The 18,207-nt window shown below is 73.7% G+C and carries 12 protein-coding genes; 9 read left to right on the top strand and 3 right to left on the bottom strand.

Annotated features, from left to right (window positions below):
* The 4 genes from ACYVPE_RS29460 to ACYVPE_RS29475 form a co-directional block, all read left to right on the top strand.
* Positions 1–2,684: putative baseplate assembly protein (locus tag ACYVPE_RS29460; protein WP_461036788.1), on the top strand; the 2,684-nt coding region annotated here is incomplete at its 5' end.
* Between the two features lie 85 nt (positions 2,685–2,769).
* Positions 2,770–4,959 carry a hypothetical protein gene (locus ACYVPE_RS29465; protein WP_461036789.1) on the top strand — a complete coding sequence of 730 codons (2,190 nt, stop codon included), beginning with the start codon at positions 2,770–2,772 and terminating at the stop codon, positions 4,957–4,959.
* Between the two features lie 61 nt (positions 4,960–5,020).
* Positions 5,021–6,454 carry a DUF6519 domain-containing protein gene (locus tag ACYVPE_RS29470; protein WP_461036790.1) on the top strand — a complete coding sequence of 478 codons (1,434 nt, stop codon included), beginning with the start codon at positions 5,021–5,023 and terminating at the stop codon, positions 6,452–6,454.
* Between the two features lie 4 nt (positions 6,455–6,458).
* Complete coding sequence (locus ACYVPE_RS29475) at positions 6,459–7,343, top strand: peptidoglycan-binding protein (protein WP_461036791.1); 885 nt, start codon at positions 6,459–6,461, stop codon at positions 7,341–7,343.
* Positions 7,344–7,496: 153 nt separating this feature from the next.
* Here ACYVPE_RS29475 and ACYVPE_RS29480 read toward each other — a convergent pair whose 3' ends face one another.
* A complete protein-coding gene (locus tag ACYVPE_RS29480; RefSeq protein ID WP_461036792.1) occupies positions 7,497–9,716 on the bottom strand; it encodes an NADP-dependent isocitrate dehydrogenase in 2,220 nt (739 codons plus the stop codon).
* A gap of 84 nt (positions 9,717–9,800) precedes the next feature.
* A complete protein-coding gene (locus ACYVPE_RS29485; RefSeq protein ID WP_461036793.1) occupies positions 9,801–10,853 on the bottom strand; it encodes a LacI family DNA-binding transcriptional regulator in 1,053 nt (350 codons plus the stop codon).
* 137 nt (positions 10,854–10,990) lie between these two features.
* On the opposite strand from ACYVPE_RS29485, the gene ACYVPE_RS29490 reads away from it, so the two are divergent.
* The 4 genes from ACYVPE_RS29490 to ACYVPE_RS29505 all read left to right on the top strand — a co-directional run bounded on the left by ACYVPE_RS29490 (position 10,991) and on the right by ACYVPE_RS29505 (position 16,173).
* Positions 10,991–12,370, top strand: a complete 1,380-nt coding sequence (locus ACYVPE_RS29490; protein WP_461036794.1) for an extracellular solute-binding protein — start codon at positions 10,991–10,993, stop codon at positions 12,368–12,370.
* Between the two features lie 96 nt (positions 12,371–12,466).
* A complete protein-coding gene (locus tag ACYVPE_RS29495; protein ID WP_461036814.1) occupies positions 12,467–13,351 on the top strand; it encodes a carbohydrate ABC transporter permease in 885 nt (294 codons plus the stop codon).
* Positions 13,352–13,354: 3 nt separating this feature from the next.
* Complete coding sequence (locus tag ACYVPE_RS29500; protein ID WP_461036795.1) at positions 13,355–14,290, top strand: carbohydrate ABC transporter permease; 936 nt, start codon at positions 13,355–13,357, stop codon at positions 14,288–14,290.
* 47 nt (positions 14,291–14,337) lie between these two features.
* Entirely contained in the window at positions 14,338–16,173 is a 1,836-nt protein-coding gene (locus ACYVPE_RS29505) for a glycoside hydrolase family 2 protein (RefSeq protein WP_461036796.1), read from the top strand.
* Positions 16,174–16,251: 78 nt separating this feature from the next.
* On the opposite strand, the gene ACYVPE_RS29510 is transcribed toward ACYVPE_RS29505, so the two are convergent.
* A complete protein-coding gene (locus ACYVPE_RS29510; RefSeq protein WP_461036797.1) occupies positions 16,252–16,800 on the bottom strand; it encodes a GNAT family N-acetyltransferase in 549 nt (182 codons plus the stop codon).
* A 105-nt stretch (positions 16,801–16,905) separates the two neighbouring features.
* On the opposite strand from ACYVPE_RS29510, the gene ACYVPE_RS29515 reads away from it, so the two are divergent.
* Positions 16,906–18,132 (top strand): helix-turn-helix domain-containing protein, encoded by a 1,227-nt coding sequence (locus tag ACYVPE_RS29515; protein ID WP_461036798.1) that lies wholly within the window; start codon positions 16,906–16,908, stop codon positions 18,130–18,132.
* The last annotated feature ends 75 nt before the right edge of the window (positions 18,133–18,207 follow it).

The raw sequence follows: 18,207 nt of genomic DNA on the forward strand, positions 1-18,207 counted from the left end.
GGACGCCGCCGGCCGCGCCGCCGGATCCCGCTCCAGCCAGCGCCGCGACCCGCGCGCTCGGCGCGCTGCTCGCCTCGCTGCGCATCACCCCCGCCAGGCCGCCGATCGGCGCCCCGCGCCCGCCGCGCGACCCGGGGCGGGTCTACGCCCCGGGCTCCGACCTGGGTGCCCAGCTCCTCGCCGCCCTCGACCCGCGGCTGCGCGACGGCCTGTACGCCGCCTGGCGCACCGTCGACGTCACCGCCCCGCTCGCCCTGCACGAGCTCCAGGCGATGCGCCAGACCGCCACCCCGTTCGGCGCCACCGCCCCGCTCAAGCCCGTCTACGACGCGCAGGGCCGCGTCATCCGCTACGAGGACTGGCCGCTCACCGGCACCAAGCTCACCAGCCTCCGCGTCACCTACGACGGTGAGGGCGCCGCGCCCCGCCGGGTCGAGCTCTCGCACACCGAGGCCGGCGGCTCGGTGCGGGCCGGCTTCTCGCTGCCGGGCGACGACGGCACCCACGACTTCGGCCCTGGCGCCGTCCGGATCACCACCCACGAGCCGCCGGAGGACGACGAGGGCCCGGAACAGCCGACCGAGCAGGAGCCGGGCGTCGAGTTGGAGTTGCGGCCCGACCTGCCCGAGCGCACCGTCTTCGTGGCCCGCCCTGGCGAGGACGGACTGATCCACGTGGCCGTCGGCGACGCCGACCCCGTCGAGTACCACCTCGCGCCGGGCGACGAGGAGTCCGCCGTCCAGGGCGAGTTGACCGTCACCGTGCGCCGCGCCGCCGAGGGCGGGACCGAGGCCGTGGAGGTGGTGTTCTCCTCCGAACTCGCGCTCACCTCCCGCAACGTCATCGCGCTCGACGCCGTCTACGAGGGCATCGCGCCCGGCAGTTGGGTGGTCGTCAGCCGGCCCCGCAAGGGCGTGACCGGGCAGATACCCGGCGAACCGAAGCTGGCCCAGGTGATCACCCGCGTCGTCGGCGCCCGGGTGCTGTCCCGCGCCGACTTCGGCATCACCGGCAAGGTCACCGAACTGACCCTCCAGGACCCCTGGTTGGACGACGAGGACCGGCTGCTCGCGCACATCAGGGACGCCACCGTGCACGCCCGCGGCGAACCCGTCGCGCTCGCCGACGAGCCCGTCACCGAGCACGTCGCCGGCGACGAGATCGAACTCGACGGCCTCTACGACGGGTTGGCGCCCGGCCGGTGGATCGCCGTCACCGGCGAGCGCGCCGACATCCCCGGCACCACCGGGGTTCCCGGCACCGAGCTGGCGGTGATCGCCGCCGCCGAACAGCGGGTCGACCCCACCAGGCCGGGCGACACGGTGCACACCGTGCTCCGGCTCACCGCCGCCCTCTCCTACCGCTACGCGCGCGCCACGGTGACCGTGCACGGCAACGTGGTGCCCGCCACCCACGGCGCGACCCGCGACGAGACCATCGGCAGCGGCGACGCCGCCCGCACCGGCCAGAGCTTCGTCCTCTGGCAGGCGCCGCTCACCTGGCTGCCGTCCGACTCGCCGCTCGGCGCCGAGTCCACCCTGCGGATCCGCGTCGACGGGGTGCTGTGGCACGAGGTCGACAGCCTGGTCGGCCGCGGCCCGGGTGAGCGGGTCTACGTCACCGGGCGCACCGAGGACGGCCGCACCACCGTGGCCTTCGGCGACGGCGTGCACGGCGCCAGGCTGCCCACCGGCACCGAGAACGTGCGCGCCGAGTACCGGGTCGGCGTCGGCCGCGCCGCCAACGTGCCGGCCGGGCGGATCACCCAGCTCACCACCCGGCCGCTCGGCGTCTCCGCCGTCACCAACCCGGTGCCGGCCACCGGCGGCGCAGACCCCGACCGGCCGACGCCCGCGCCCCGTGGCGCGCCCGGGCTCGCGCCGGCCATCCGCGCCGTACCGCTGGCCGTCTCGGCCCTCGACCGGCTGCTCTCGCTGCCCGACTACGCGGACTTCACCCGCACCAGGGCCGGCATCGGCCGGGCCGCCGCCGCCCGGATCCACGACGGCCGGCGGGCGGTCGTCCACGTCACCGTGGCCGGCGTCGACGACATCCCGCTATCGCCCGACTCCGCCCTGCTGCGCGGCCTGCGCACCGCGCTCGCCGAACACGGCGACCCGGCCCTGCCGGTCCACGTCGCCGTCCGCGAACAGGTGCTGCTGGTGATCGCCGGCAGCGTCCGCGTCCACCCCGACCACACCTGGGAGCTGGTCGAACCCAGGCTGCGCGCCGCGCTCCACGACCGGCTCGGCTACCAGGCCCGCGAACTCGGCCAGCCGGCCCACCTCTCCGAGGTGCTGGCCGCCGCCCAGTCCGTGCCCGGCGTCGACCACGTCGACATCGACGTCTTCACCGGCATCCCAGGGTCGCTGACCCCTCTCGACCTGGAACACCTCGCCGAACGGCTGACCGAGCCACAGCCCGTCGTGGGCGCCGCGCTCGCCAGGCACCGCGTCGAGCGATACGAGGTGCGCGCGGCGGAGGGCGAACACCTCACCGAGATCGCCGCCGCCAACGGCATCACCGTCGCCGAACTGCTGCGCCTCAACCCCGGCATCACCAGCGTCCGACCGCTGCCGCCCGGCAGCCGCCCGGTCGTCTTCCGCGGCATCCGGCCCGCCCAACTCGCGGTCCTCGCCGCCGACCTGCCGGACACCCTGATCCTCAAGGAGGCCCCCCAATGAGCGACGCGCGCGCGGCCGCCGGGCCGCGGATCACAATGGCGCGCGGCCTTCGCCGCGCGGGCGGAGAAGCGAAAGAGGAGACGCCATGAGCCGGGACCCCGACGGGCTCCACGAACTGCTGCCCCAGTGGCACCGGATCCGCGACGCCCAGCAGGGCGAGCCGCTGCGCGCCCTGCTCGCCGTCGTCGCCGAACAGGTCGACCTGGTGCGCACCGGCATCGAGCGGAACTACGACGACTGGTTCGTCGAGACCGCCGACGACTGGGTGCTTCCCTACCTCGGCGACCTCATCGGCTACCGGCTGCTGCCCGGGCACGAGCAGGCCCTCACCACCGACCGCCGGCTCGCCGCCCGCCTCGCGCCGCGCCGCGACGTCGCCGACACCGTCGCGCACCGCCGCCGCAAGGGCACCCTCCCGCTGCTCGAGGAACTGTCCGCCAAGACGGCCGACTGGCCGGCCCGCGCCGTGGAGTTCGCCAGGCTGCTCGCCGTCCACCAGCCGATCAGGCTGTACGGCGACGGCCGGCCGGCCGCCGGGACACCACGGCTCGCGCGGGGCCGCACCGTGGACCTGCGCGACGGCGCCGCCCTCGACCTGGTCGGCGGGCCCTTCGACGCGCTGGCCCACACCGCGGACGTCCGCCGCGCCGGATCCGGGCGCCGGCAGGACGGCCACACCCCGGTAGGCGTCGGCCTGTTCGTGTGGCGGCTGCGCCCGCAGTCGATCTCCCGCGGCCCGGCCTACTGCGTCGACCGGGCCCGCAACCTCTACACCTTCTCCATCCTCGGCAACGACGCCCCGCTGGTCGCCAAGCCGGTGCCCGAGCCGTCCACCACCCACATCGCGACCGTCGACAACGTGCCGGCGTTCCTGCGGCGGCGGCTGCTCGCCGACCGGCTCGCCGACTTCTACGGCCCTGGCAAGAGCCTCGCCATCTGGCGCGACGACGACTTCCAGCCCATCCCGGCCGACGACATCACCGTCGCCGACCTCACCGACTGGGCCTACCGGCCGCCGCGCGGCCAGATCGCCGTCGACCCGGCGCTCGGCCGGATCGCCTTCGGCGCGCGCGGCGCGCCACGCCGCGGCGTCTGGGTCACCTACCACCACGCGTTCCCCGACGAGTTGGGCGGCGGCGAGTACCCGCGCGAGCGGATCACCCCGCGCGCCGCCCGCGTCTACCGGGTCGGTCCCGGCCGGGCCGACGAGCGGATCATGGGCGCCTTCGAGCGGTGGCGCGCCGACCAGGCCGCCGGCCGGGCCACCGGCGAGGCCGTCATCGAGATCACCGGCGGCGGCGCCTTCCAGGAACAGCTGGACTTCGACCTGGAGCCCGGCGACCGGCTCGAGATCCGCGCCGCCGAGGGCACCAGGCCCGTCATCCGGCTCCTCGACTGGTACAGCAACCGGCCGGACGCGCTCAACATCCGCGCCAGGCACGCCGGTTCACAGCCCCCGCGGATCACCCTCGACGGACTGCTGGTCACCGGCCGCGGCATCCATCTCAGCGGCCCCGTCGGCGCGTTGACGATCCGGCACTGCACCCTGGTGCCCGGGTGGACGCTCACCGAACACTGCGAGCCGCACGCCCCGCAGGAGCCGAGCCTGGTCCTCGACCACACCACCGCCTGCGTCGACGTCGAACGCTCCGTCCTCGGCACCATCCAGGTCGTCGGCGACGAGGTGCGCACCGACCCCCCGCACATCCACCTCACCGACAGCGTGCTGGACGCCACCGGCCCGGACCGCGAGGCGCTGTCCGCCCCCGAGTGCCTGCACGCCCACGCGATCCTGCACGCCCGCCGCACCACCGTGATCGGCGAGGTGCACGTACACGCCGTCGAGCTCGCCGAGGAGAGCCTGTTCACCGGCCGGCTGCACGTCGCCAGGCGCGGCATCGGCTGCCTGCGCTTCTGCTACCTGCCGCCAGGATCCCGCACCCCGCGCCGCTACCACTGCGAACCCGACCTGGTGCGCGAGCGGGCCGCCGAGGCCGCCGAGCGCGGCGAACTCGACGCCGGGCACCTGCCCGCGGTCCAGGAGACCGAGGCCAGGCGGGTCCGCCCCGTCTTCGACAGCCTCCGCTACGGCACCCCCGACTACGCCAGGCTCGCCCGCTCCTGCGCCCCCGAGATCACCAGGGGCGCCGAGGACGGCGCGGAACTCGGCGCCTACCACGACCTGTTCCAGCCGCAGCGCGAGGACAACCTGCGCGCCCGGCTCGACGAGTACACCCCGGCGGGAGCGGACGCCGGCCTCTACTTCGCCTCCTGACGTCCCAACGCCCCATGAACCTCGTCAATCTCGTGAATCTCGTGAAGGGGGAGCCCACGACATGCACGGCGACCTGTCCCGCGTGACCTTCCGGCCCGCCAGGCACTACTCGGCGGTCCTGCACCAGCAGGGCCGGGTCCAGCTCGATGCCGACGCCAACGAGCAGATCGCGATCCAGCTGCACCACGCGCGCACGCTGGCCGCCGACCTCATCGGCCCGCACGGCGGACCGGCCCGCGCGCTCGGCTTCTCGATCGGCTACGCGCCCGGCAACCGGGAGCTGGACGACCTCACCATCGGGGGCGGCCGCTACTACGTCGACGGTATCCCGCTCGACGCCGACCGGCCCGCGCCCGGCGTCCCCGCCGAGCCGGGACGGCGCGCCCAACCCGATCCGGACCAGGAGCGGCCCGAGGAGCCCATCACCTGGACCTACTGGGAGCAGCCGGACGGCCACCTCGACCCCGAGGTGGCCGAGGACCGGCTGCCCGACGAACTCCCCTACCTCGTCTATCTGGAGGTGTGGGAACGCGCCGTCACCGCGGCCGAGGACCCCGACATCCGCGAGGTCGCGCTGGGCGGTGTGCTCCCCGACACCGCCGCCCGGATCAGGACGCTCTGGAAGGTGCTGCCGCTGACCGCCGAGCAGCTCGGCGAGATCGAGGGCGAGGGTCCTGAGGCCCGGCGCGCCGCGTTCGCCGCTTGGGCGGCCGGCCAACAGGCAGACTCCTCCTGGCTGGCGGCGCGCGCCGAGCGCCCGGAAGGCTCCGACGACAAGCCGTGTCTGACCCGGCCTGACGCCCGCTACCGGGGCCCCGAGAACCAGCTCTACCGGGTCGAGATCCACGACGGCGGCACCGCCGAGGCCGGCGCCACCTTCAAGTGGTCGCGGGAGAACGGCTCCGTGGTCTTCCCGATCGTCGAAGTCGACGGCACCTGGATCGAGTTGGCCACCCTGGGCGGCGACGGCAAGCTCGACCTCAGCGCCGGCGACTGGGTCGAGGTCCTCGACACGGGCTACGCAAGCCGCCTCCAGCCTGCCGACCTGCTCCAGGTCGAGGAGGTGGACCTGCCGGGCCGCCGCGTCCGGCTGCACGAGGAGCCCGCGCCCGGCGTGGGCCGGGCCCCGCACCGCAACCCCTACCTGCGCCGCTGGGACCAGCGGCCCACCGGCGGGCGCTCCGCCGAGCGGGTCGACGGCGCGCTGCCGATCGCCGAGGGCGCCTGGCTCGACCTGGAGGACGGCGTCCAGGTCTACTTCGAGCCGGGCGGCGACTACCGGGCGGGCGACCACTGGGTGACGGCGGCCCGCACCGTCACCGGCACCGTCGAGTGGCCAAGGGACGCCACCGACGAGCCGCTGCTCCAGGCCCCGGCCGGCATCGCCCGCCACTACGCGCCGCTGGCCTGGATCGCCGCCGACGGCACCGTCGAGGACCTGCGGTACGCCTTCGGCCGGCTCGCCGGGCCGGTCGAGAACGCGATCGAGGGCTGAGCCCATGGCCAGGCCACTCTCCGCCGACCGGCTGGTCGAGGTGTTGCGCGAGGAGGGCGTGACCGTCGTCGAGCACCGCACCTGGCGCACCCACAACCGCGACGCGCGCGGCGCCTGGGGCCCGGTGCACGGCGTGCTGATCCACCACACCGTGACGCGCGGCACCAGGAACTCCGTCGAACTCTGCTACAACGGCCGCCCCGACCTGCCAGGACCGCTCTGCCACGGGGTGATCGCCAAGGACGGCACGGTCTACCTGGTGGGCAACGGCCGGGCCAACCACGCCGGGCTCGGCGACCCCGACGTGCTGGCCGCCGTCGTCAACGAGTCGCCGCCGCCCCCCGCGCGGCGGGCCGCCACCGACGGCAACGCCCGCTTCTACGGCTTCGAGTGCGTCAACCTCGGCGACGGCGCCGACCCCTGGCCCGCCGCCCAACTCGACGCCGTGGAACGGGCGGCCGCCGCGCTGTGCCGGGTGCACGGCTGGACGGAGCGGTCCGTCATCGGCCATCTGGAGTGGCAGCCGGGCAAGATCGACCCCCGGGGTTTCGCCATGGCCGACCTGCGCGGCCGGCTGGGCGAACGGCTCAGCCGCACGCCCGAGCAGCTGGGCGAGGACCCGGAGCCGCCGGCCGAGCCGGCCCACGAGCCGTTCCCCGGCGCCGACTTCTTCGCCGCCGGCCGGCGCAGCCCGATCGTCACGGCGATGGGGTACCGCCTGGTGGCCGTGGGCTGCGGCCGCTACCGGGTCGGCCCTGGGCCGGAGTGGACCGACGTGGACCGCGCCTCGTACGCGGCCTGGCAGCGGCGGCTCGGCTACTCGGGGCGGGCCGCCGACGGCATCCCGGGGCGCGCCAGTTGGGAGCGGCTCGCCGTACCAAGACGCTAGCGCTTGGCGGAGCGGCGGCCAGGCAAACCGCGGGCCGGCTGTCGCTGGTGGCGCCCACGCGGCGGAGCCGCTTGGGTCCGGTCCCCTGACAGGAGCGGGGCGCGGACCGGGTAGTCCGCGCCCCGACTGGCGCCGCTCAGCGGCGGGCGGTCATCAACCGAGCGTCGCCAGCGTCTCGTTGAAGGTCTTCGACGGACGCATCACGGCCGCCGCCTTCGCCGGGTCCGGCTGGTAGTAGCCGCCGATGTCGGCCGCCGAGCCCTGCACCGCGGCCAGCTCCTCGACGATGGTCGACTCCTGCTCGGTCAGCGCCTTGGCCAGGCCCTCGAACGCCTCGGCGAGACCCGGGTCCTCGGTCTGCCGGGCCAGCTCCTGGGCCCAGTAGAGCGACAGGTAGAAGTGGCTGCCCCGGTTGTCGATGCCGCCGACCCGGCGGCTCGGCGACCTGTCCTCGTCGAGGAAGGTGGCGGTGGCCCGGTCCAGGGTGTCGGCCAGCACCTGGGCGCGGGCGTTGCCCGTGGTCGCCGCCAGGTGCTCGAAGCTCACCGCGAGGGCCAGGAACTCGCCCAGGCTGTCCCAGCGCAGGTAGTTCTCCTTGACCAGCTGCTGCACGTGCTTGGGCGCCGAGCCGCCGGCGCCGGTCTCGAACAGGCCGCCGCCGTTCATCAGCGGCACCACCGAGAGCATCTTGGCGCTGGTGCCGAGCTCCAGGATCGGGAACAGGTCGGTCAGGTAGTCGCGCAGCACGTTGCCGGTGACCGAGATGGTGTTCTCGCCGCGGCGGATCCGCTCCAGGGAGAAGGCGGTGGCCTCGACCGGCGCCTTGATCTCGATGGCCAGGCCCTCGGTGTCGTGCTCCGCCAGGTAGCCGCGGACCTTCTCGATCAGCTGGGCGTCGTGCGCGCGGGTCTCGTCCAGCCAGAACACGGCCGGGTCGCCGGTGGCGCGGGCGCGGCCGACGGCCAGCTTCACCCAGTCGCGGATCGGCGCGTCCTTGGTCTGGCACATGCGGAAGATGTCGCCGGCCCCGACCGCCTGCTCGAGCACCGCCTCGCCGGCCCCGTTCACCACGCGCACGGTGCCGGTGGTGGGGATCTCGAAGGTCTTGTCGTGGCTGCCGTACTCCTCGGCCTTCTGCGCCATCAGGCCGACGTTGGGCACCGAGCCCATCGTGGCCGGGTCGAAGGCGCCGTTGGCGCGGCAGTCGTCCACGACGACCTGGTAGATGCCGGCGTAGCTGCTGTCCGGCAGCACCGCCAGGGTGTCCGCCTCCTGCCCGTCCGGGCCCCACATGTGGCCGGAGGTGCGGATCATGGCGGGCATCGAGGCGTCGACGATCACGTCGCTCGGCACGTGCAGGTTGGTGATGCCGCGGTCGGAGTCGACCATCGCGAGCTCCGGGCCGTCGGCCAGCTCGGCCTCGAAGGACGCCTTGATCCCGGCGCCGTTCGGCAGCGACTCGAGGCCCTTGAGGATGCCGCCGAGCCCGTCGTTCGGGGTGAGCCCCGCGGCGGCCAGCGCGTCGCCGTGCGCGGCGAACGTCTTCGGGAAGAACGCCCGCACCACGTGGCCGAAGATGATCGGGTCGGAGACCTTCATCATGGTGGCCTTCAGGTGCACCGAGAACAGCACGCCCTCGGCCTTGGCCCGCGCCACCTGGGCGGTCAGGAACTCGCGCAGCGCCGCCACCCGCAGCACGGAGGCGTCCACCACCTCGCCGGCCAGCACCGGCACCGACTCGCGGAGCACGGTGGTGGAGCCGTCGTCCCCGGAGAGCTCGATGCGCAGCGCGCCGGGCTCGGCGATCACCGCGGACTTCTCGGTGGCGCGGAAGTCGTCCACGCCCATGGTGGCGACGTTGGTCTTCGAGTCGCCGCTCCAGGCGCCCATCCGGTGCGGGTGGGTCCTGGCGTAGTTCTTGACGGCGGCCGCGGCACGGCGGTCGGAGTTGCCCTCGCGCAGCACCGGGTTGACGGCCGAGCCCTTCACCCGGTCGTAGCGGGCGCCGATCTCCCGCTCCTCGTCGGTCCGCGGGTCGTCCGGGTAGTCGGGCAGCGCGTAGCCCTGCTCGCGCAGTTCGGCGATGGCCGCCTTCAGCTGCGGGATGGAGGCCGAGATGTTCGGCAGCTTGATGATGTTGGCGGCCGGCGTCTTGGCGAGCTCGCCCAGCTCGGCCAGGGCGTCCGCGATCCGCTGCGACTCGGCCAGGTACTCGGGGAAGGTGGCGATGATCCGCCCGGCGAGCGAGATGTCACGGCTCTCCACGGTGACGCCGGCCGTCGCCGCATACGCCCGGACCACGGGGAGGAACGAGTACGTCGCCAGGGCCGGGGCCTCGTCGGTGTGCGTATAGATGATGGTCGAGTCTGTCACCGCTACTCCGCTTCACGTTCTCACGTCTACGTCGTCTTGACGTCAAGATATCTCGTACGGGGCCCGGTCCGACAGCGCCCCCCGTCATCGAGCCGCCGGGGCGCCGCCCGCCGTGCTCTCCCGGACGACGAGCCGGTGCGGCGCCACCCGCTCGTCGGGCGGCGCCGGCCGGTCACCGGCCTCACCTGCCTCGCCGGCCTCCGCGATCCGGTTCAGCAGCAGTTCGACGGCCACCGCCGCCACCGCGCCGGTGTCCGGGGCGATCGTGGTCAGCGTCGGCGTGCTGAACCGCCCGGCCTCCACGTCGTCGAAGCCCACCACCGCCACGTCCTCAGGCACTCGCAGGCCGCGCTCGTGCAGGGCCCGCAACGCGCCGAGCGCCAGCTGGTCGTTGAGGCACAGCAGGGCGTCGAAGCGGTGGCCGGCGGCCAGCGCCTCGGCCACGGCCCTCGCGCCGTGCGGCATCCGGAACTCGGCCACCGGCCACACCACCGCCGGGTCGTAGCCGACGCCCGCCGCCTCGTGCGCCAGCCGATAGCCGAGGGTCCGCGCCTCGGCCGTGCCGGGCCCCGGCAGGTCCCGGCCGCCGACGGCCAGGATCCGCCGCCGGCCGAGGCCGAGCAGGTGCTCGGTGGCCTCCCGCGCCGCCAGCGCGTTGTCGATGGCCACGTGGTCCGCGACGCCCTGCTCCACCGTCTCGCCGAGCAGCACCAGCGGCAGCGCGCCCCGCCGCTCCCGCACGTCGCCCGCGGTGAGGGCCAGCGGCGAGAGGATCACCCCGTCCGCGAAGTCGGAGTGGAAGCCGTCCAACGCCGCCAGCTCGTGCTCCCGGTCGGCGCGGGTGCGGTGCACCAGCACCGTGAGCCCGTTCCGCTCGGCCTCCGCGATGATGTTGTTGGCCAGCTCGGCGAAGTACGGGATGTCCAGCTCGGGGACGACCAGCGCGACGATGCCGGTGCGGCCGCGCCGCAGGTGCCGGCCGGCGAGGTTGACGCGGTAGCCGAGCTCCTCGATCGCCTCCCGCACCACCCGCCGGGTCCGCTCCGAGACGTGCTCGTAGTCGTTGATCACGTTCGACACGGTCTTCTCGGAGACGCCCGCGCGCCGCGCCACGTCCTTGATCCTGGGCCTTGGCACCCGACCTCCCTGAGCCGCCCCTGATCCTACGTCCCCACCCCAGGTCGACCCGTCGACGGTCGAGGGGGCTTTACAGGCGATGTACATCGATGTAAAAAGGCCGCGCGTCCAACGACGGGCGCCGGAAGAGGTGCGTTATGAGCGTTGATCACCCCCTTGGTCATCCCCCGGGAGCCGCCGGCCGGCGCGGCCCGGCGGCCCCGCCCCGGCGCGGGCGGCGGCTCCTGCTCGGCATGGGGCTCGCCGGCGCGGGCGCCGCGCTCGCGCCCTGGGCGCTGAGCGGCTGCGCCAGCCCGGCATCGGCCGGCGGCCCCTCGCACCTCAGGGTCTGGGACCCGTTCTCCGGCGGCGACGGCATGCTGATGGACGAGATGATCGCCGACGTCTCGGGCGGCCCTGACGGTTTCGAGATAGACCGCACCATCCTGGAGTGGGGCCCGTCCTACTACACCAAGCTCGCCATGGCCGCCGCCGGCGGCCGGCCGCCCGAGGTGGCGGTGCTCCACCTCTCCCGGATGGCCGGCTACGCGCCTGGCGGCCTGCTCGACCCCTTCGACCTCGACACGCTCGCCGAGTTCGGGATCACCGAGGCCGACTTCGTCCCCGGGCTCTGGGAACGGGCCCACCACGACGGCGGGCTCTACGCCGTCCCGCTCGACACCCACCCCTTCGTCGTCTTCTACGACACCGAGGTCGCCGACCGCGCCGGACTCCTCGACGGCGAGGGCCGGCTCGTCGAACTCGACTCCCCGGAGGCGATGTTGGCCGCCGGCGCCGCCCTGGCCGACGCCGGCGGCGGCGCCGGCGTCCTCTTCGGCCACGTGCTCGACCCGGCGCAGAACTGGCGGCTCTTCCACGGCCTCTACGCGCAGACCGGCGCCACCTTCGCCCTGCCGGACGGCGGCCCGCCGGAGATCGACGCCGACGCGGCGGTCCGCGTCGTCACCTTCATGTGCGACCTCTTCGACGGCCGCGTCAACCCCAACAACCTGGACTACTTCGGCGCCATGGCCGCCTTCAACGGCGGGCGCGGCGGCCTGGTGATGATGGGGGAGTGGGAGCTGCCCACCCTGGCCGCCGCAGGACGCCCACTCGGCGCCGCGCCCTTCCCACCGGTGTTCGGCCGGCCGGGCGCGTTCGCCGACTCGCACAGCTTCGTGCTGCCCCACCAGGACGACCCCGACCCGGCGCGGCGCCGCGAGGCCCACCGCTACGTCGCCGAGATCCTCAGGCGCAGCCTCACCTGGGCGAGCGCCGGCCACATCCCGGCCTACCAGCCGGTGGTCTCCGAGCCCGGCTACCGCGAGCTCGAACCGCAGTCCTCCTACGTCTCGGCCGCCGAGAGCGCCGTCCTCGACCCGCCGACCTGGTTCACCGGAGCCGGCTCCACCTTCCAGAACGAGATGTGCCAGCCGCTCCAGGCCGCGCTGCTCGGCGACGCCTCCCCCGAGTCGGCGGTCGAGCAACTGATCGACGAGTGCGCCCAACTGCTCGACCAGCCCAACCCGGTCGTCTGACCGCCGCCGCGCCCAACCAGCTCCGGAGTCCGCGTGTCCACCACAGCATCGACACCCGAGGCGGCCGCCCGCGCCGGCACGACCGCCACCCCCACCCTGCCGACGGCCGCCGCCCGGCGGGCCGACCCCCGCCGCACCGGCGGCCTCTTCGTCCTCCCCTTCGCCGTCCTCTTCGCGCTCTTCCTCCTCTGGCCCGTGGCCCAGGGCGTCTGGATGAGCCTCACCGACGAGTCGCTGACCCTCAGGGACACCGAGTTCGTCGGCCTCGCCAACTACGCCGAGGCGCTCGGCGACCCCGACATGTGGAGCTCCCTCGCCAACACCGTGTTCTTCACGGTGATCTCGGCGGCGCCGCTCGTCGTCGTCTCGCTCGCCATGGCGCTCCTCGTGCACACCGGCCTCGCCGGACAGTGGGTGTGGCGGCTCTCGTTCTTCGCCCCCTACCTGCTGCCCGTCACCGTCGTCACCATGATCTGGAGCTGGCTCTACCAGCCCGATCTCGGCCTGGCCAACCAGGCGTTGGACGCCGTCGGCATCGGCCCGATCGGCTGGCTCTCCGACGAGTCCTGGGCCATGTGGTCGATCGCCCTGCTGACCGTCTGGTGGACCGTCGGCTTCAACTTCCTGCTCTACCTGGCCGCGTTGCAGTCGCTGCCCGACACCCTCCAGGAGGCCGCCGCCCTCGACGGGGCCGGCGCCTGGCGGCGGCTGTGGTCCATCACGCTGCCCCAACTCCGCCGCACCACCGTGCTGGTGGCCACCCTCCAGGTGCTGGCCTCGCTCAAGGTGTTCGACCAGATCTTTCTCCTCACCAAGGGCGGACCCGACGGCTCCACCCGACCCATCCTCGAGTACGTCTACGACGTCGGCTTCACCGGCTACCGGCTCGGCTACGCCTCCGCCGTCTCCTACCTGTTCTTCGCGCTCGTCATCCTCATATCGATCGCCCAACTGCGGTTCATGCCGCGCCGGGAGGGCTGACCCGTGTCTCTCGTCACCTCCACCACCCGCCGTCCCCGTCCCGTTCGTCGGCACCGCGAGGACCGCGGCGACCCTCCCCCGGCCTGGCGGCCGGGCGGTGCCCCCTTGCTGCTCGGCGCCGGCCGGCTGCCCAGGGTGCTGGCCGGCGGCGCGCTCACGCTGTTCGCCGCGGCGTGGCTGCTGCCGTTCGCCTGGGCCCTGCTCACCTCGCTCCAGAGCGAGCAGGACGCCGCCTCCCCCGGGCTCAGCCCGATCAAGGGCGCCCTCACCCTGGAGGCGTACCGCGCCATCATCGACGGCGGCAACGTGCCGCTCTGGGCGTTCAACAGCGTGCTGATCACCGGCGCGGTCACCGTGATCACCGTCGCCGTCTCCACGCTCGCCGCCTACGGCCTCTCGCGCGGCACCTTCCGCGGCCGCCGGGCGCTGCTCGCCGTCACCGTGGCGGCCATCCTGGTGCCGCCGCAGCTGCTGATCGTCCCGCTGTTCCAGCAGATGCTCGCGTTCAACCTGGTCGACACCTACTGGGCCATCATCCTGCCGCAGACCGTCGCACCCATGATGGTCTTCGTCCTGAAGCGGTTCTTCGACGCCATCCCGCGCGAACTGGAGGAGGCCGCCAGGCTCGACGGCGCCTCCGACCTCCAGGTCTTCCGCTCCGTGGTGCTCCCGCTCTCCCGCCCCATCGTGGCCGCCGTCTCGGTGTTCGTACTGATCGGCGCGTGGAACAACTTCCTCTGGCCCTACATCGTCACCAACGACCCCGACCTGATGACGCTGCCGGTCGGCCTGGCCACGGTCAAGGACACCTTCGGCCTCGTCTACGCCCAGTCCATGGCGTCCGCGGTGGTGGCCGCCGCCCCGCTGATCATCGTCTTCCTCTTCTTCCAACGACGCGTCGTCAGATCCGTGGCCACCACCGGCCTCGGCGGCGCCTGACCCGTTCCTCGGAACATCCCACCCAGCACATCGAGACAGGAGTTCGTGTGCCCACCCCCTCCGCCGTGCCGCGGCCCGAGTACCCGCGACCGCAGTTCGTCCGCGGCGACTGGCTCAACCTCAACGGCACCTGGCAGTTCGCGTTCGACCGCGGCGACAGCGGCCTGGAACGCGGCCTGCTCGACCGTGACCTCGTCGGCGAGATCACCGTCCCCTTCTGCCCCGAGTCGGAACTCTCCGGCGTCGGCGAGACCGACTTCCTGGAGGCCGTCTGGTACCGCAGGACGGTCACCCTGCCCGCCGACTGGGCCGGACGGCGCGCGCTGCTGCACTTCCAGGCCGTCGACCACGACACCACCGTCTGGGCCGACGGCGTCGAGGCCGTGCGGCACCGCGGCGGCTTCACCCCGTTCACCGCCGACCTGGGCGAGGTGCCCGCGCACGGCCGTTCCGTCACCCTCGTGGTGCGCGCCAGGGACCACCGCTCCGGGCCGCAGGCGCGCGGCAAGCAGGCCGTGAAGTACGCCAACCACGACTGCAACTACACCCGGGTCACCGGCATCTGGGGCACCGTCTGGCTCGAGCCGGTCCCCGAGGCCCACCTGCGCCGGCCTCGGATCACCCCCGACCTGGCCGGCTCCGCCTTCCACCTCGAACTGCCGATCTCCGAGAACCGTCCAGGTCACCGGGTCCGCGCCGTCCTCCTCGACGCCGCGGGCGAGGTCGCCAGCGCCGAGGCCCGCGCCGACCTGGACCTGGCCCCCCGCCTCCACCTCCAGGTGCCCGAAGACCGGCGCCGCGTCTGGTGCCCAGAGGACCCGCACCTCTACCAGCTGCGCCTCGAACTCCTCGACGCCGACGGCGCGTTGGTCGACGCGGCGAACAGCTACGCGGGACTGCGCTCGGTCGGCAGGCGCGGCCGGGCCATCACGCTCAACGGCCGCGTCGTCTTCCAGCGCCTCGTCCTCGACCAGGGCTGGTACCCGGACGGGCTGATGACCGCGCCGAGCGACGCCGCGCTGGTCCACGACATCGAACTCTCCCTGGCCGCCGGCTTCAACGGCGCCCGGCTGCACCAGAAGGTGTTCGAGGAGCGCTTCCTCTACCACGCCGACCGGCTCGGCTACCTGGTCTGGGGCGAGTTCGGCGACTGGGGCTGCGCGACCGGCGCCACCGCGGAGAACAACCAGCGGCCCGACGCGTCCTACGTCGCCCAGTGGTTGGAGGCCGTGGAGCGCGACTACTCGCACCCCTCGATCGTCGGCTGGTGCCCGCTCAACGAGACCCACCAGTGGCTCCACGACCGGATCACCGACCTCGACGACGTCACCCGCGCGATGTACCTGGCCACCAAGGCGATGGACACCACCCGCCCGGTGCTCGACGCCTCCGGCTACGCACACCGGGTGCCGGAGACCGACGTCTACGACTCCCACACCTACGAGCAGGACCCGGCCGCCTTCGCCGCCCTGTTCACCGGCCTCGACAAGAACGAGCCGTTCGTCAACGCCTCACCCGACGGCCGCCCGTGGTCCGTCCCCTACCGCGGTCAGCCCTACTTCGTCAGCGAGTTCGGCGGCATCTGGTGGCACCCGGAGACCGCCGCCGAGGCCCGCGGTGACGACCGGCGCGAGTCCTGGGGCTACGGCGACCGCCCCCGCGACGAGGAGGCGTTCCACACCCGCTTCGCCGGCCTCACCGGCGTGCTCCTCGACCACCCGGAGATGTTCGGCTACTGCTACACGCAACTCACCGACGTCTTCCAGGAACAGAACGGGATCTACCGCTTCGACCGCACCGAGAAACTGGACGTCTCCCGGGTTCGCGCCGCCCAACTCCGGCCCGCCGCCATCGAGTCGACCGACCCCTCTCGGGACGACTGACGCCCGTCTGAAATGCCACGAGCCGCCGCGCGACAAGACCGCCCCAGCGGGTCCCCGCCGCGCGGCGGCTCCGGCACGCTACGCGCCGTCCCGCCGCCACTCGTGCTCCAGCAGCGAGTGGACGATCGAGTCCCGCCAGGCGCCGCGCACATGCACGTGGTCGCGGATCCGCCCCTCCTCCACCAGCCCGGCGCGCTCCAACACCGCCCGCGACGCCTCGTTCTCGGGAGACCTGGCGGCCCAGACGCGGTGCAGCCCCAGGCTGTCGAAGCCCAGCGCGAGCAACAGCGCGACCAGCGCCGAGCCGTAGCCGATCCCCCAGCGGTCCGGTCGGATCGCGAAGCCGATGGTGGCCGCCCGCTGCCCTTCGAGTGCCAGTCGTGCGAACCCGATCAGCCGGCCGCCGTCGGCCTCGCACGCGGCCAGTGCGTACTCGACCCGCGGCCGAGTCACTGCCGACACCATGCAGCCGGCCACGATCTGCCCGACCTGCTCGCGGGAGCGCGGCTCGAACGAGAGGTGCCGCGTCGCCTCCTCGTCGCCGTAGACGGCGTGGACGTCGTCGACATCGTCGAAACGCAGTTCCCGCAGGGCGAGGCGCCCATGGGCGAGGGTCACCGGATACATGTCGGGTGACCCTATCGGGGCCCGTCGGCGCGAAGGGGCTCCGCGCCGGAAACCCCGCCCTATGCTGACAAGTGACCAACTGGCCGACACGGACGGGGTTCCGTCATGCGTGACGATGGCTCACGAGGTGACCGACTTCGAGAAATCCGGCGCGCCCGGGGGCTCACCCAGGAAGGGTTGGCCGAGCGCGCCGGGTTGAGCCTCGGAGTGGTGAAGAAGTTGGAGCGCGGCGGGCAGGCGCGAGTGGAGACGTATCACGCTCTCGCCCGCGCACTCGGTGTGCGCACCAGCCGACTGATCGACGGCCCGTCGCCGCACGCCGAGGCGCGGGACTCCGACGCCGACAACGCGGCACTGATGCCACTGCGGCAGGCCATCGCCCCGGCCGTGACCGCCCTCGGCCCGCTCTCCCCCCGCATGGACGCCGACCCGGAACCGGACCTCCACCACCTCCGGCGGGCCGCCGACGCCGTCGCCGAGGCGTACTACCGGGACGCCTACGGCACCGTCGCCGAGTCCCTGCCCGCGTTGATCCGCTCGGCCCACACCGCGGTCGGGCACTACGACGGCGGGCCCGAGAACACCGAGGCGCGGCGGCTGCGCGGGCGCGTCCTCCAGATGGCCGGCCGCTACCTCGTCCAGGTCCGCGCCTACGACCTGGCACACACCGCGCTGCGGGATGCCGTACAGGACTCGGCGGCCGTGCACGACCAGGGCGGGGTCTCGGCGTCCGTCTACCAGCAGGGCTGGCTGCTGATCCGTCAGGGCCGGCTGGACGAGGCCGAGCAGGTGTCGATCGCGACGGCCGACCAGTCCGAGCCGCGTGTCTCCCGGGCGACGAGGGCGGACCTCGGCGCCTGGGGCAAGCTGCTGGTGCACGCGTCCAGCGCGGCGGCCAGGAACAACCGGCCGACGGAGGCTCGCGAGATGCTGCGGCTGGCCCGCACGGCCGGTGTGGCGCTCGGCAAGGCGACGGCCGTCGACACGGGGACCTGGGGCAGGTTCGACTGGCGGACGGTCGCCTACCAGGCGATCGAGAACGCGATGACGGCGGAACAGCCACAGCGGGCGCTCGGTCTCTCCGAGCGGATGCCGCCCCCGCCGACGCCGACGTTCGGGCGGCGACACCTGCTGGATGTGGCGATGGCCCACGCCATGGAGGGCACCGGCGACGAGGCGCTGGCGATCCTGGGCCGCCTGCACCGGATCTCCCCGGAGTGGCTGCGGCATCAGCAGATGGCCAGGGACGTGTTCCAACGGGTACAGCGCGGCCGTCGGCGCCCGCTGACCCGCGAACAGGCCACGCTCGGGGCGTACCTGAGGGCCCTGTAACAGGCGGCCACGTTCCGTGGCAGCTCCGGTACGGGAACTCCGTGAACGACCACGCCCCATGTCTGTAGCGTCACC

It is taken from the genome of Streptomyces mayteni, assembly GCF_054783955.1.

Excerpts from the sequence above, each read along its gene's own strand:
- ACYVPE_RS29465 (WP_461036789.1), top strand. The coding sequence starts at position 2,770 with ATGAGCCGGGACCCCGACGGGCTCCACGAACTGCTGCCCCAGTGGCAC.
- ACYVPE_RS29470 (WP_461036790.1), top strand. The coding sequence starts at position 5,021 with ATGCACGGCGACCTGTCCCGCGTGACCTTCCGGCCCGCCAGGCACTAC.
- ACYVPE_RS29475 (WP_461036791.1), top strand. The coding sequence starts at position 6,459 with ATGGCCAGGCCACTCTCCGCCGACCGGCTGGTCGAGGTGTTGCGCGAG.
- ACYVPE_RS29490 (WP_461036794.1), top strand. The coding sequence starts at position 10,991 with ATGAGCGTTGATCACCCCCTTGGTCATCCCCCGGGAGCCGCCGGCCGG.
- ACYVPE_RS29510 (WP_461036797.1), bottom strand. The coding sequence starts at position 16,800 with ATGTATCCGGTGACCCTCGCCCATGGGCGCCTCGCCCTGCGGGAACTG.
- ACYVPE_RS29515 (WP_461036798.1), top strand. The coding sequence starts at position 16,906 with ATGCGTGACGATGGCTCACGAGGTGACCGACTTCGAGAAATCCGGCGC.